This is a genomic window from Acidovorax sp. SUPP1855, from assembly GCF_030158955.1.
Lineage (GTDB): Bacteria > Pseudomonadota > Gammaproteobacteria > Burkholderiales > Burkholderiaceae_C > Paracidovorax.
This window is the reverse complement of the sequence record NZ_BQXI01000014.1, coordinates 1-14188: the sequence shown is the minus strand read 5'-3', so window position 1 is coordinate 14188 and position 14188 is coordinate 1. Positions and strand designations below refer to the sequence as shown.

Sequence of the window (14188 nt, the reverse complement as noted above, 5' to 3'; positions counted from 1 at the left end):
TCTCCAAAGGAATCCACCATGCAACACCACCGCACCCTGCTGCAACGCCTGCAAGTTTTCGCCGCCGGCGGCGCCCTGCTGCTGCTGGCCGCCTGCTCCACCATCGACCGGGGCGAGCCCCCCGCGCTGGAGCGCAATGCCACGTGGGTGGTGCTGCCGTTCGCCAACCACACCGAGACTCCGTTGGCCGGCAACCGCGCCGAAGCCATCGCGCAGGCCCTGCTGCACGCGCGCGGCGTGGGCCGCATCCAGCGCTATCCCACCACCACGCAGCAGGAAGCGCTGTTCGATGCGGGCGACGCCAAGCGCCAGCAGGAAGTGCTGGCCTGGGCACGCGAGCAACAGGCGAAATACGCCCTCACGGGGGCGGTGGACGAATGGCGCTACAAGGTCGGCGTGGACGGCGAGCCCGCCGCGGGCGTGACGCTGCAGATCATCGATGTGGCCTCCGGCGACACAATCTGGAGCGGCACCGGCGGCAAGAGCGGCTGGAGCCGCGAAGCCCTCTCCGGCGTGGCGCAAAAGCTGATCCGCGACCTGCTGGATTCCGGCCTGTCCCGAGCCCGCTGAAGCCATGGCATCAGAGACCCCCTCGTCGGTGGAACAGCGGCGGCGCACCGTCGGGGCGGCCGCGCCCGAGCCGCCGGCCAAGCCGAGCGTGCGGCACCTGCCCTCCAACCTGCTGGGCAAGCTGGCCGACACCGACACCCGTCCGGCCATCATGCTGGGCGAGACGCTGCTGTTGCCGATCATCGCGCTCGCGCTGGGCATGCTGCTGGAGCCCTTCGACCCGCTGTGGAGCGAGGCCGCGTTCCCGTGGTCCTGGCTGGCCCCGGTGATCGTGGCCCTGCGCTACGGCCCGCTGGCCGGGCTGGGCGGCGCCTGCGTGCTGCTGGCCGGCTGGCTGGCGCTCAACTTCGGGCACTACGACACCTTTCCGCAGATCTTCTTTCTCGGCGGCCTGATCCTCGTGATGCTGGTGGGCGAGTTCTCCAGCCTCTGGCAGGCGCGCACCCGCCGGGCCGAGAACGTGCAGCTGTACCTGGACCAGCGCCTGGAGCACCTGGTGCGCCAGTACTACCTGCTGCGCCTGTCACACGACCGCCTGGAGCAGGAGCTGATCGGCCGGCCGATGTCCATGCGCGATGCACTGTCCACGCTGCAGGCGCTGGGCGGCTCCGAAGAGGACGCGGCCCAGGGCGCGCAGACCCTGCTGCGGCTGCTGGCCCAGTACTGCCAGCTCGAATCCGCGGCGCTGTACGCCGCCACGGAAGACAGCATCGAAGCCCGGGCCGTGGCCCGCATCGGCAGCGGCGCCGAGCTGGACGCGCGCGACCCGCTCGTGCAACAGGCACTGGAAACCCGCAAGCTCTGCCACGTAAGCCAGATGCTGGCGGACCAGCAGCAGACCCGCTACCTCGCCGCCGCGCCGCTGCTGGACTTAGGGGGCGAGATCTACGGGCTGCTGGTGATCGAGGACATGCCGTTCTTCTCGCTGCAGGCCGAGAACCTGCAGACCATCAACCTGCTGCTGGGCTACTACACCGACGGCCTGGCCATGCAGACGGTGGCCGCGCCGATCCTGAAGGAGCTGCCGCAGTGCCCCGCCGACTTCGCCTTCGAAGCGCAGCGCCTGGCCCACATCCGCGACACGGCAAAGGTGCCCAGCGTGATCGTGGCGCTGGAGTTCCTGCCGCGCGCCATGGAGGCCGGCCTACCGGGCCAGATCGAGCGGCTGAAACGCGAGCTGGACGAAAGCTGGCTCATCACCGGCAATGATCGCCAGGTGCTCGCCATGCTGATGCCGCTGGGCGACAACGCCACCGCCGAGGGCTACATCAACCGCCTGGAGGTCTGGTCGGGCCAAAAGAGCGGCAAGCCGCTGGCCGAGGCCGGCGTGTTTCCGCACATCATCCCGCTGAACGGCGAGCCCCTGGCCGTGCTCAAGCGGCTGAACGGGATGGCCCATGCTTAACCTCAAGTTCGCCATCTCCGCGCTGCTGCTGGAGATCGGCGCATGGAGCGGGCCCGCGCTGCTGCAGGGCCACACGGATGCGGCCCTGTCGAGCTACCTGCTGGTGCACGCTCTGGCCTGCGTGATGCTGTCCTTCTTTCTGCTGCCCCTGCTGTCGGGCGAGCAGGCCCGGCCGCGCGCGCCGGTGCTGGGCCTGATGGCGGTGTTCAGCTATGCCGTGCCCATCGTCGGATTCATCGGGGTGATCGCCGCCGTGGTGGTGCTGCGCATCTACCGCAGCCCTTCGTCGCAGGGCGACTTCGAATCGCTGCGGCTGCCGGAGTTCGATCGCCACCAGCGCATGCAGGGGAGCTTTCGCCAGTCCGGTTTGCGGTCCTTCTTGGGCAACAGCCAGGCCCCGATGCAGACACGCATGCGCGCCATGGTGGCGCTGCAGCACGTCTCCGGCCGCATTGCCTCGCCCCTTTTGCGCACGGTGCTGAGCGATCCGAGCGAGGATTTGCGCCTGCTCGCCTACGGCATGCTGGACACCCTGGAAAAGCGCATCAACCGCACCATCGACAGCGAACTGGATGCGCTGCGCCTGGCCAAGGAAACCGAAGGCGACGTGCCGGGGCCGCTCACCGTCGAATCGGCTTTCCGGCTGTCCGACCTGTATTGGGAGCTGGTCTATCAGGAGCTGGTACAGGGCGATCTGCGCGACCACGCCGTGAAGGAATCGCTGCAGTACTGCGATCAGGTGCTGGCGCAGCAGCCGGACCATCCGCAACTGAACCTGCGCCGCGGCCGCCTGCTGCACCTGCTGGGCCGCGTGGAAGAGGCCGAAGCCGCCTACGCGCTCGCCCGGAACTTGGGATTGCCCGCCACGCGCGTACTGCCCTACCAGGCCGAACTGTGCTTCGAGCGGCGCGACTTCGCGCAGACGCGCGAACTGGTGCAGCAGCTTAACCAGTGGCGCGCGCTGCCCCGGCTGCGCCCCGTCCTCGACTACTGGAGCGCGCCATGACAGGGCCCAGAGCCAGCGAGGCGGACGTGGCACTGCTGCTGGAGGGCACCTTCCCCTATGTGAGCGGGGGCGTGTCGAGCTGGATCAACCAGATCATCCGCGCCTACCCGGAGTACCGCTTTGCCATCGTCTTCCTGGGCAGCCGCCGCGAGGACTATTCCGCGTTCAAGTACGAGCTGCCGCCGAACGTCGTGCACTTCGAGGAGCACTACCTCTACGACCACCTGGGCGTGCGCACCCTGCCCGCGCGGCGCAAGGGCAGCCGCGCGGCCCTGGACATGGTGCACACCCTGGTCGAGTCGTTCCGCACGGGCGACCGCAGCCCGCAGACGATGGCCGCGTTCCGCGAGATCACCCAGCAGATGCAGCCGGGCGGGCGCCTGCCGCTGGAGGATTTCCTCTACAGCGAGCGGGCCTGGGAAATCATTTGCAAGAGCTACCGCGACCATTGCACCGACCCGTCGTTCGTGGACTACTTCTGGACGGTGCGCATCATGTACCAGCCGCTGTGGACGCTGGCCCGCGTGGCGCAGCAGCTCATTCCGGTGCGCGTGGTGCATTGCGCCTCCACGGGGTACGCCGGCTTCCTCGGCGGGCTGATCGAGCAGGCGCGCGGTGTGCCGCTGATCCTGTCGGAGCACGGCATCTATACCAAGGAACGCAAGATCGACCTGTTCAAGAGCGAGTGGATCCGCGACAACCGCAACATCTTCCAGCGCGATCCGACCGAGCTGTCGTACTTCCGCCAGATGTGGATCCAGTTCTTCGAATGGCTGGGCTACTACTGCTACGCGGCTGCCGACCCGATCATTGCGCTCTACGAAACCAACCGGCTGCGCCAGGTGACCGATGGCGCCGAGGCATCGCGCACCTTCAACATCCCGAACGGCATCAACCTGGGCCGCTTCGCGCCGCTGCGCGACAAGCGCCCCGCCCAGGTGCCGCCGATTCTGTGCCTCATCGGCCGCGTGGTGCCCATCAAGGACATCAAAACCTTCATCCGCGCCATGCGCCGCGTGGTCAACCAGCTGCCGCAGGCCGAGGGCTGGATCGCCGGCCCGACCGAGGAGGACCCGGCCTATGCCCAGGAATGCACGAACCTCGTGCGCAGCCTGGGACTGGAGCAGAACATCCGCTTCCTGGGCTTTCAGCGCGTGGAAGACCTCATGCCGCGCATCGGGCTGGTGATCCTGTCGTCGATCAGCGAGGCGCTGCCCCTGGTGATCCTGGAGGGTTACGCCGCGGGTGTGCCGACCGTGTCCACCGACGTGGGGTCGTGCCGCCAGCTCATCGAAGGGCTGGACGATGAAGACAAGGCGCTGGGCGCCTCGGGCAAGGTGGTGCCGATCGCCGATCCGCAGCGCCTGGCCGACGCCTCGCTGTCGCTGCTCAACGACCCCGCCGCCTGGGAGAGCGCCAGCCGGGCGGCCATTGCGCGCGTGGAGCGCTACTACACCGACACCATGATGTTCGACCGCTACCGCCGCGTGTACGAAACCGCGTTCCAGAAGACGGAGGGCCCCCGCTGATGGCTGGCATCGGATTCGAACTGCGCCGCATGCTGCGCAAGAACACGCTGGTGAGCCTGGTGCAGGCCTACGCCTATGCGGGCGTCATCGGCTCGGGCCCGTGGGTCTTCTCCATCGTGGGCATCCTGCTCATCGGTATCTTCAGCGCCAGCGTGGTGGTGCCGGGCTTTCTGGTCACGCAGTTCCAGACCTCGGTCACCTACATGGTGGCGGGCAGCCTGATCCTCACGGGGCTGGTGCAGCTGGCCTTCACGCGCTTCGTGTCCGACCGGCTCTTCGAAAAGCGCAAGGACCTCATCCTGCCCAACCTGCACGGGCTGCTGCTGGTGGTCACGCTCGTGGCCGGTGCCCTGGGCACGATCGCGCTGTTCCTGCTGCTGCCCAACCTGGGGCTGGTGTACCGCATGCTGATGCTGGCGGGCTTCACCCTGATGTGCGACGTGTGGGTGCTGACGGTGCTGCTGTCCGGCATGAAGCGCTACAAGGAGATCGTGGTGCTGTTCGGGCTGGCCTACGCGGTGATCGTGATCGGCTCGCTCTTCATGCGCCCCTGGGGCCTGGAGGGGCTGCTCACGGGCTTCGTGCTGGGCAACTACCTGCTGCTGGCCGGCATGTGGATCCTGGTGGTGCAGGAATTCAACCCCAAGGGCCGGCTGATCGCGTTCGACTTCGCGGAGCGCAAGCTGCTGTATCCGTCGCTCGTGGCCATCGGGTTCCTCTACAACTTCGGGATCTGGATCGACAAGTTCATGTTCTGGTACTTCCCACCGACGTCCCAGAACATCATCGGCGGGCTGCGCGCATCGCTCATCTACGACCTGCCGGTGTTCCTGGCCTACCTGTCCATCATTCCGGGCATGGCGGTGTTCCTGGTGCGCATCGAGACCGACTTCGTCGAGTACTACGACAAGTTCTACGACGCGGTGCGCAGCGGCGGCTCGCTCGAGTACATCGAGGCCATGCGCGACGAGATGGTCTATTCGATCCAGCAAGGTCTGGGCGAGATCGGCAAGATCCAGACGCTGGCCATCCTGGTCACCTTGGTGGCCGGCCCGGCGCTGCTGGACGTGCTGGGCATCTCGCGGCTTTACCTACCGTTGCTGCACGTGCAGGTGATCGGCGCGGGCCTGCAGGTGGGGCTGATGGCCATCCTGAACGTGTTCTTCTACCTGGACCAGCGCCGCATCGTGCTGCTGCTGTGCGTGCAGTTCGTGCTGCTGAACATCGCGCTCACCGGCTTCACGCTGTATGCCGGCGCGGCCCTGTATGGCTACGGCTTCGCGCTGTCCACGCTGCTCACGCTGTGCACCGGCATGTACCTGCTGTCGCGCCAACTCAACCGGCTGGAGTACGAAACCTTCATGCTGCAGTAGCCCGGCCCGCGTTCGGTGGACAATGGCAAAAAACTGAAATCCACCCGGGCCACAGAAAAAAGGGAGGCGCCATGCCGAACGCGATCCATCGTGCCTTGCCGAGCCGCGCTGCGCTGCGGCTGGCGTTCTGGTCGGTCTCCGGATTGCTCGCCGCAGGGCTGGCCGGCTGCGGGGGCGGCAGCAGTGAACCCGCAGAAACCTCGGCGCAAAAAGCCGAAGCCGCCACGGCAGGTGCGCAGGCCGCCTTCGCCGCCCCGCTCGACCAGGATGTATTCGACGCCGGAGCCAGCGTGCCGGTTTCCCTCACGGTGCAGGCGGGGGTCGCCAGCGCCATCCCCGACGGCGTGTCCGTCGATTTTTCCGCCACCTCGGGCAGCTTTGCGCCGCCGGTGGCCGCGCTGCGCGGCGGCGAGGCCGGCACCACCTTCACCCCCGCCGGGCCGGGGCGCCAGACCCTGACCGCTTCAGTGGCCTCTAGCGGCGGCGCCGTGACCGCCTCGCGCATCCTTTACGTGCGCCCGGCTGCCGCACCCATGGAAGTGCTGGTCCCCGCGTATTTCTACCCCTCGGCGGGCTCGCCCTGGGACGCCATGACCGCTGGCGCTAGCGCGTACCCCTCCGTCAGCATCACGGCCATTCTCAACCCCAGCAACGGCGTCTTCACCCGCGCCAACCCCGAGTTCACGGCTGCCGCCACGGCCTTCGTGCAGGCGGGCGGCAAGCTGCTGGGCTACGTGTACACCGGCTACGGATCGCGCTCGATCAGCAAGGTCAAGGGCAACATCGACAAGTACCTCAGTCTCTACGGGACCGGGCTGGTGAGCGGCTTTTTCATCGACGAGATGTCGTCCGCGCCCGGCCGGATCAACTACTACCGGCAGCTCTTCGACTACATCAAGAGCAAAGGCGCCAGCTTGCGCGTGGTGGGCAACCCGGGCACCGTGCCCAACGCCGCCTATGCCGCCGTGGCCGATACCCTGGTGACTTTCGAGAACCGCAACGCGGCCTTTGCCGACTACGATCCCCGCGCCAGCGGCGGCTGGCTCTACCAGATGGCCAACACGCGCCAGAACGCTCTGGTGCACGACGCGGCCGACTGCGCGGCCATGCAAACCGCCGTGCGTGCGGCGGCCACGGCCCGCCTGAACAGCGGCGTGATCTACGTCACCGACGACACTTTCAACCCCGACACGCAGGAAGGCAACCCCTGGGACACCCTTCCGGCCTACTGGACCCGACTGCTGGGCACCGTGGATTCCGTCAACCGGGGCGCCACGCTGCCCACCTGCTGACCCACAGATCCGCAGCCGGCACGCCGATTGCACCAGTCCCTGTCCAACCCCTCACCATCCCCTTTCCCGCCCGCCAAGGACATCCCATGCCCCGCATTCCCGCCCGCGTCACCCTCATTGCCCGCATCACCCGCTGGTGCGGCCTGTCACTCGCCGCCTTGCTGGCCGCCTGCGGTGGCGGCGGTGGAGGGGGTTCCACCGATCCGACGACGCCGGTGACCCCCACCCCGACCAGCATCGCCATCACCCTCAGCGCTCCGCAGGCGGAGGCCGTCTTCAACGCGAATGCAGCCCTGGCCATCAGCGCGCGCGTCACGGTGAACGGCGCCGACGCGGCCGATGGCACGGCGGTGAACTTCTCCGCCCTGCCCGGCGCGTTCTCGGCCACCAGCGCCACCCGCGCGGGCGTGGCGACCGCCACCCTGTCCAGCGCCGCGGCAGGCCGGCAGGAGATCAGCGCCACCACCAGCGTGTCCGGCCAGTCGGTCACCGCCACCCGCGTGGTGTACCTGCGCCCGGCCCCTGCGGCGCTGGAAGTGCTGGTGCCCGCCTACTTCCACCCCTCGTCGGGCCAGGGCTGGGCCCTGCTGGCCAGCGGCGCGGCGGCCAATCCGGCGGTGTCCGTCACCGCCATCCTGAACCCCAACAACGGGGTGTTCACCACGGCGGAGGCCAGCTATGTGAGCGCCGTCAACGCGTTCGTTTCGGCCGGTGGCAAGGTGGTGGGCTATGTCTATACCGGCTACGGCACGGGCTCGCGGTCGCTGGCCAGCATCAAGGCCAACATCGACAACTACATCGCGCTCTTCGGGCGCGGGGCGATCAGCGGCATCTTCCTGGACGAAATGGCCTCTGAGACCACGCGGCTCGATTTCTACAGCGAGATCTACAGCTACATCAAGGCCAAGGACGCCAGCCTGCGCGTGATCGGCAACCCCGGCATGGTGCCTGCCGCCGGCTACGCCGCGGTGGCCGATGTGCTCGTCACCTTCGAAGGGCGCAACAGCACCTACGCCAGCTACGACCCGCGCACCGCGCCCTGGCTGTACACGCTGGCCAACAGTCGCCAAAGCTCGCTGGTGCACAACACCGCCACCTGCGCCGACATGCAGCAGGCCGTGCAGACCGCCGCCTCGGCCCGGTACAACGCCGGTCCGATCTACATGACGAACCTTGAATACGACCCGGTGGCGGATGTCGGCAACCCCTGGGACGCCCTGCCTTCGTACTGGACGAACCTGCTGCAGACCGTGGCCGCGGTGAACCAGGGGCGGGCCGTCACGGGGTGCTGATCCCGGACGGCGCCTGGCGCCGGGCTGGCCTGGCGCTCTGAGGCCATCGCGTTGGATGGAACGCCGCCGGACCGATGGTCCGGATGGCACGGCACCGGGGCTTGCAAGGACCGGCGCCTGAAAACCCGCCTCAGTCGCCGCAAGGCATCCTGAGGCGGCCGGACCGAGGCGTCAGGCAGCGCCGTTCAATTCGTCCGCACGGGCCTGCGCCGCAGCGAAATCCAGGTCGCCGGAATAGATGGCGCGGCCGCAGATCACGCCTTCGATGCCTTCGCCTTCCACCGCGCAAAGCTGCTCGATGTCGGCCATGTTGGCCAGGCCGCCCGAGGCGATGACCGGAATGGTGAGCGATTGCGCCAGCTTGACCGTGGCGTCGATGTTGATGCCCGAGAGCATGCCGTCGCGACCGATGTCGGTGTAGATGATCGACTCCACGCCCCAGTCCTCGAACTTCTTGGCCAGATCGACCACCTCGTGGCCCGTGAGCTTGCTCCAGCCATCGGTGGCGACCTTGCCGTCCTTGGCATCCAGGCCCACGATGATGTGGCCACCGAAGGCGCTGCAGGCGTCTTTCAGGAACCCGGGGTTCTTCACGGCGGCGGTGCCGATGATCACGTAGCGCAGGCCGCCGTCGATGTACTTCTCGATCGTGTCCAGATCGCGGATGCCGCCGCCGAGCTGCACGGGGATGTCGTCGCCGACTTCCTTCAGGATGGACTTGATGGCCGTGTAATTCTTGGGCGTGCCGGCAAAGGCGCCGTTCAGGTCCACCAGGTGCAGGCGTCGCGCCCCGGCTTCCACCCACTTGCGGGCCATGGCGCCCGGGTCTTCTCCGAAGGTGGTGGATTGGTCCATGTCACCTTGCTTGAGGCGCACGCAGTGTCCGTCCTTGAGGTCGATGGCGGGGATGAGCAGCATGATGGAAAGGCTAAGGATGTGCCAGGTCGGGCCGCAGGCCCGGCAAGGGGTTGAAGATCAGGGATTCCAGTGAAGGAAGTTGCGATAGAGCGCCAGGCCGTGCTCCGCGCTCTTTTCCGGATGGAATTGCGTGGCAAAAATATTATCGCGCGCAATCGCCGCTGCAAAGGGGCCGCCGTAATCGGCCTCGCCCGCGCAGTGCGCCGCATCCCGCGGGCGCGCATAGAAGCTGTGTACGAAATAGAAGTAGCTCTGGTCCGGCACGCCGGCCCACACAGGGTGCGCCGCGCCGCCGTGGCGCACCTGGCCCACGCGGTTCCAGCCCATCTGGGGCACCTTGTAGCGGCTGCCGTCCGGCTGCTGGCGGCCGGCCAGGTCGAACTTGAGCACTTCGCCGTGGATGAGTGACAGGCCGGGCGTGTCGCCCTCGGCGCTGCGGTCCAGCAGCATCTGCATGCCCACGCACACGCCGAACATCGGCTTGGACGCAGCGGCCTCCAGCACCGACGCCTGCAGGCCCGATTCGCGCAGTTCGCTCATGCAGTCGGGCATGGCGCCCTGCCCCGGCAGCACCACGCGCTGCGCGGCGCGCACGTCCTCGGGACGCGAGGTGACCACGACGGTCCAGCCGGTGCCCTCGGCGGCGGCCTGGACGGCCTGCGAGACGGAGCGCAGGTTGCCCATGCCGTAGTCCACGACGGCCACGGTTTTTGCTTCACTTTTCATAGCTGCTTGCGCATGTTGGATGAGCGCTGGAGGCCCATGGAGCCGAAAACCTCAGAGGGACCCTTTGGTGGAGGGAATGACACCGGCCGCACGGGGGTCGCGCTCCAGCGCAGCGCGCAGCGCGCGGGCGAAGGCCTTGAACACCGTCTCGCACTGGTGGTGGGCATTGATGCCCTTGATGTTGTCGATGTGCAGCGTGACGCCCGCATGGTTCACGAAGCCCTGGAAAAATTCATACGTGAGCTGCGTGTCGAAGCCGCCGATGCTGCCCGCCGTGAACGGAATGTGCAGGTGCAGCCCCGGACGGCCTGAGAAGTCGACCACCACGCGCGACAGCGCCTCGTCCAGCGGCACATAGGCATGGCCATAGCGACGAATGCCCTTCTTGTCGCCCACGGCCCGCGCGAACGCCTGGCCGAGCGTGATGCCCACGTCTTCCACCGTGTGGTGGCCGTCGATGTGCAGATCGCCCTCGCATTCGATGCGCAGGTCGATCAGGCCGTGGCGCGCGATCTGGTCGAGCATGTGGTCGAAGAAGCCGATGCCCGTGGACAGGCGCGCTTCGCCCGTGCCGTCGAGGTTCACGCGCACGTGGATGCGGGTTTCCGCCGTGGCGCGGGACACCTCCGCGATGCGGTCGGCGTCGGGGCTGTCGGACGGGGCGGAAGGAACGAGTGCAGAAGAGGTCATAGGGAGGCCTGGAGCGCGGCGAGCATCTGGGCGTTGTCGGCCGCATTGCCGACCGTGAGGCGCAGGCAATTGGCCAGCAGTGGGTGCATTGTAGAAACGTTCTTGACGAGCACCTTGCGGGCCTTCATGCCCTCATAGGTGCGGGCGGCATCGGCCACGCGCAGCAGCACCATGTTGGCCTCGCTGTCCCAGACCTTCTCGACGCCCGGCATCGCCCTCAGCGCAGCCAGCAGCGCGGCGCGCTCGTGCCGCAGCTCGGCCGCCTGTGCCGCGAACACGCCGGCATGCTCCAGGGCGAACAGCGCGGCCTCGCAGTTGAGCACGCTCACGTTGTAGGGCGGGCGCACCTTGTCGATCTCGGCAACCAGCGCGCGGGGCCCCATCAGGTAGCCCAGCCGCACGCCGGCCAGCCCGAACTTGCTGAGCGTGCGCATCAGCAGCACGTGCGCGTTGCGCCCGGGCTCGGCGCGCATGCGGGCGATCCAGGTGCGGCTGGCGAAAGGCTGGTAGGCCTCGTCCATGGCCACGATGCCGCCCTGCGCGCCCGCGGCGTCGATGATGCGCTGCACCGCGCCCTCGTCCCACAGCGTGGCGGTGGGGTTGTTGGGGTAGGCGATGTAGGTGATGGCCGGGCGGTGCCGGGCGATGGCCGCGAGCATGGCCGGCTCGTCGAGCTCGAAGTCGGCCGTGAGCGGCACGCCGACGAAGTCCAGCCCCTGCAGCTGCGCGCTCAAGGGGTACATCACGAAGCCCGGCATGGGCGCGAGCAGCGTGGCGCGCTGGCCGGTGCCGGGCTGCGCGCAGGCCAGCGCCAGCAGCGTGATGAGTTCGTCGGAGCCGTTGCCCAGCACGATGGCGTGGCCGTCCGGCATGCCCACGTAATCGGCCAGCGCGGCCTTCAGGTCGGCGATGCGGTCGCCGGGATAGCGGTTGAGCGCCAGCGCGCCCAGCCGCTCGCCCAGGGCCGCCTGCAGGTTCGCCGGCAGGCGGAACGGGTTTTCCATCGCGTCCATCTTGAGCAGGCCGGCCGAGGGCTGCACGGTGTAGGCGTGCATGGCGCGCACGTCGGGGCGGATGCGGTCGAGGGCGCTGGGTGGTGGGGCAGCGGGGGTGGCGGGGCTCGTCATTCGGCGGTGTCCAGTTCGTGGGGGGCCATGAGGAAGGGGTTGATGGGGCGCACGGCGTCCATGGGCTGGTCGTGCGGCAGCGCCTCGGTCAGCAGGTAGCGGCAGCCCTGCTGGTGCGCGGAGGAGAGGATGAGCGCATCCCAGTAGCCCAGGCCGTAGCGGTCCTGCAGGTCCCACGCGCCATCGACGGTGTAGGCGTCCAGGTGCGGCGGCTGCCACACGCGAAAGCGCCGCACCTGCGCACGCACCTGCTGCAGCGTGTGCGGCCCCCGAAAGCGCTGGATGGCCTGGTTGTACAGCTCGTTGAGCACCTGCGAGCTGACGCGGCCGCTGCGTGTCTGCCAGCAGAACGTGAGCCATTCGCGCGCACGCGCCTGCCGGACCGCATCGCGGTCGTCCACGCTGGACAGCAGCACTTCGGTGTCGACGAAGATCGGTGCGGTGCTCATCGCTGGAACAGGATTTCGCGCGGCACGTAGGGGCCGTCGGAGGCGCCCCAGCTCTCGAAGCTCAGCGCCTCGCGCATGGCCTGCGCATAGGCATCTTCCTGCCGCATCTTCTCGGCCAGCCATTCGCCCACCAGCCGCGAGACGCTGCTGCCCCGCTTGGCCGCCTCCACGCGCACCCACTCGGCAGCGGCGTCGTCCATGGTGATGGTCACGTTCTTCATGGGGCAAATGCTACACGAACTTCGTGGAGCACGAAGTTCGTGTGATTTAAGCCTATCCTTTCCTTTTAATCGACGCGCGCCACGGCGGAAGCAACATTCGTGTGCCGTGCCATAGCCATCCAGGAGCTTGAGACACGCCCGACCGCGATGCTAGGCAGTGGCGGCGAGCGGTAGGACGGATTGGCTACGGCATTACCATCAATTCCACAAGGTGCGTCGCCGACCAAATTAAATATAAGTAAAACAACCTTTTCACTCTTGCGCTGTTTTTATTTCTACCTGCCGTTAGGGAAGGTCTGCAAAACCCATTTGCCAGATCAGCGCAGTCCGACTCTCTGCCTGAACCCATATCAACGGTGCATCACATGGGAAATCGTTTGAACTATTGACTATGTTTGCCATAGCGGTTGTAATAAATCGACACATTTTTGAGAGCGCCTGACTGAAACACAGCAAAGGCGTCAAAAGACTTGGGAGTGGCGACTACTACTGCCTTCGCGGCTTCATTCCTGATGAAGCGAGTCAGTGGTCCATCAATTCACCTCGCTTGCTCCTGTGCGTTTTTGCATAAGACTGGAGAGATTTTGGATGGCGCCCGACGCTATTTAGCTCAGTTACTTGATGGAGGGATGATGAAACAACCTTATTCGACCGCACAAGTGATGCTTCGCGCTTGGGCCTTTGTTCTCATTATTGGAGCCTTACAAGGCTGCGCGAATCTCACCGCTGTGCGTGAGTTCGGCAAATCTGCTGCTGAGGTCACCAGCTACGTTGATGCTGGTAACGCCTATCAGGACAGTGCCCGCACGATTCAGCCTTATCTGACCAACGCTCCGGCACGGGCAGACGTCCCTGATGCTCGGAAAAAGCAGGTGGCCGCTGCAAATGCGTTGCAGAGCACTTTGGTTGGCTATTTTTCTACGCTGGCCCAGCTTGCGGGCGAGGATTCCTTCACGCTCGATAAGGAGCTGGATGCTATTGCCTTGGGGCTGAAGTCGCTTCCGGATGGCACGCTGGATACCGGCACCACAGAAGGCGCAATCGCGTTGACCAAAATTGCCCAGCGCCTTGTGCTTTCTCGCGCTCAAAGTTCAGCCATCAAGGAACTCGTGAATGAAGGTGGGCCGACGGCGACGCGCCTCCTTTCCAGGCTCGAGTTGGTAGCAAAAAGCTGGCGTGGCATGCTGGAAAACGATTCGCGAACGGTGGGGGATGCACTGTTCGCATTGTCCTCCGCGAGGGACACTTCCCCCCTTGTTCGTATGCTGGCGCGTGACCGAATGCAAGAGTACGAGCAGCGCTATGAGGACTTCATTAAGCGTGTGGACACCGCGACTGCAGCGCTAGGCAAGATTCGCTCAGCTCACGCCGCGATGGCAGAAGACCTCGATTCATTGGACCGCAAGGAGCTTCAGGCAGTGCTCAAGGACACAGTCACTGATTTGAAGGCGGCTCGTAAGAATTGGGCTTCCCCCGGTTTCCCGGACACATCGAATGACATGATGTGTTTAGGAGGCAAACATGCCAAGGACGAGAAGAGCATTTACGGACGAGTTCAAACGGGAAGCGGTGAAGCTGGTGAAGCAACCT

The 14188-nt window shown here is 66.5% G+C and carries 14 protein-coding genes; 8 read left to right on the top strand and 6 right to left on the bottom strand.

Annotation, left to right across the window (positions count from 1 at the left end; all coding sequences use genetic code 11):
• Positions 1-18 precede the first annotated feature (18 nt).
• From AVMA1855_RS13740 to AVMA1855_RS13710, 7 genes are all read left to right on the top strand, one after another.
• The gene (locus tag AVMA1855_RS13740) at positions 19-570 is read left to right on the top strand and encodes a penicillin-binding protein activator LpoB (protein ID WP_272567619.1); all 552 of its coding nucleotides are present in this window, start codon (positions 19-21) and stop codon (positions 568-570) included.
• A 4-nt stretch (positions 571-574) separates the two neighbouring features.
• Positions 575-1975, top strand: a complete 1401-nt coding sequence (locus AVMA1855_RS13735; RefSeq protein ID WP_272567618.1) for a PelD GGDEF domain-containing protein — start codon at positions 575-577, stop codon at positions 1973-1975.
• Entirely contained in the window at positions 1968-2981 is a 1014-nt protein-coding gene (locus tag AVMA1855_RS13730; RefSeq protein WP_272567617.1) for a tetratricopeptide repeat protein, read from the top strand. Before AVMA1855_RS13735 ends, AVMA1855_RS13730 begins: the two co-directional genes overlap by 8 nt.
• Positions 2978-4510: a GT4 family glycosyltransferase PelF gene (pelF, locus tag AVMA1855_RS13725; RefSeq protein WP_284426128.1), complete on the top strand. Its 1533-nt coding sequence runs from the start codon at positions 2978-2980 to the stop codon at positions 4508-4510. The genes AVMA1855_RS13730 and pelF overlap by 4 nt, the downstream gene beginning before the upstream one ends.
• Positions 4510-5883: an exopolysaccharide Pel transporter PelG gene (gene pelG / locus AVMA1855_RS13720; protein ID WP_284426127.1), complete on the top strand. Its 1374-nt coding sequence runs from the start codon at positions 4510-4512 to the stop codon at positions 5881-5883. The genes pelF and pelG overlap by 1 nt, the downstream gene beginning before the upstream one ends.
• Before the next feature lie 71 nt (positions 5884-5954).
• Positions 5955-7175 carry a spherulation-specific family 4 protein gene (locus AVMA1855_RS13715; RefSeq protein WP_284426126.1) on the top strand — a complete coding sequence of 407 codons (1221 nt, stop codon included), beginning with the start codon at positions 5955-5957 and terminating at the stop codon, positions 7173-7175.
• 86 nt (positions 7176-7261) lie between these two features.
• On the top strand, positions 7262-8467 hold the full coding sequence (locus tag AVMA1855_RS13710) for a spherulation-specific family 4 protein (protein ID WP_284426125.1): 1206 nt from the start codon (positions 7262-7264) through the stop codon (positions 8465-8467).
• A gap of 171 nt (positions 8468-8638) precedes the next feature.
• On the opposite strand, the gene hisA is transcribed toward AVMA1855_RS13710, so the two are convergent.
• Genes hisA through AVMA1855_RS13680 form a run of 6 tightly spaced genes read right to left on the bottom strand, consistent with a single transcriptional unit; the run spans position 8639 to position 12598 of the window.
• Positions 8639-9385, bottom strand: coding sequence for a 1-(5-phosphoribosyl)-5-[(5-phosphoribosylamino)methylideneamino]imidazole-4-carboxamide isomerase (gene hisA / locus AVMA1855_RS13705; RefSeq protein WP_284396741.1), 747 nt, complete (start codon positions 9383-9385; stop codon positions 8639-8641).
• Positions 9386-9442: 57 nt separating this feature from the next.
• Entirely contained in the window at positions 9443-10111 is a 669-nt protein-coding gene (gene hisH, locus AVMA1855_RS13700; protein WP_284405133.1) for an imidazole glycerol phosphate synthase subunit HisH, read from the bottom strand.
• Positions 10112-10162: 51 nt separating this feature from the next.
• Positions 10163-10801, bottom strand: a complete 639-nt coding sequence (gene hisB, locus AVMA1855_RS13695; protein WP_284405132.1) for an imidazoleglycerol-phosphate dehydratase HisB — start codon at positions 10799-10801, stop codon at positions 10163-10165.
• Positions 10798-11928, bottom strand: a complete 1131-nt coding sequence (locus tag AVMA1855_RS13690; protein ID WP_284426124.1) for a pyridoxal phosphate-dependent aminotransferase — start codon at positions 11926-11928, stop codon at positions 10798-10800. The genes hisB and AVMA1855_RS13690 overlap by 4 nt, the downstream gene beginning before the upstream one ends.
• The gene (locus tag AVMA1855_RS13685) at positions 11925-12377 is read right to left on the bottom strand and encodes a PIN domain-containing protein (protein ID WP_284426123.1); all 453 of its coding nucleotides are present in this window, start codon (positions 12375-12377) and stop codon (positions 11925-11927) included. The genes AVMA1855_RS13690 and AVMA1855_RS13685 overlap by 4 nt, the downstream gene beginning before the upstream one ends.
• The gene (locus tag AVMA1855_RS13680; RefSeq protein WP_284396732.1) at positions 12374-12598 is read right to left on the bottom strand and encodes a CopG family transcriptional regulator; all 225 of its coding nucleotides are present in this window, start codon (positions 12596-12598) and stop codon (positions 12374-12376) included. Before AVMA1855_RS13680 ends, AVMA1855_RS13685 begins: the two co-directional genes overlap by 4 nt.
• Positions 12599-13230: 632 nt before the next feature.
• Between AVMA1855_RS13680 and AVMA1855_RS13675 the strand changes: the two genes are divergently transcribed.
• Positions 13231-14188: hypothetical protein (locus tag AVMA1855_RS13675; RefSeq protein ID WP_284426122.1), on the top strand; the 958-nt coding region annotated here is incomplete at its 3' end.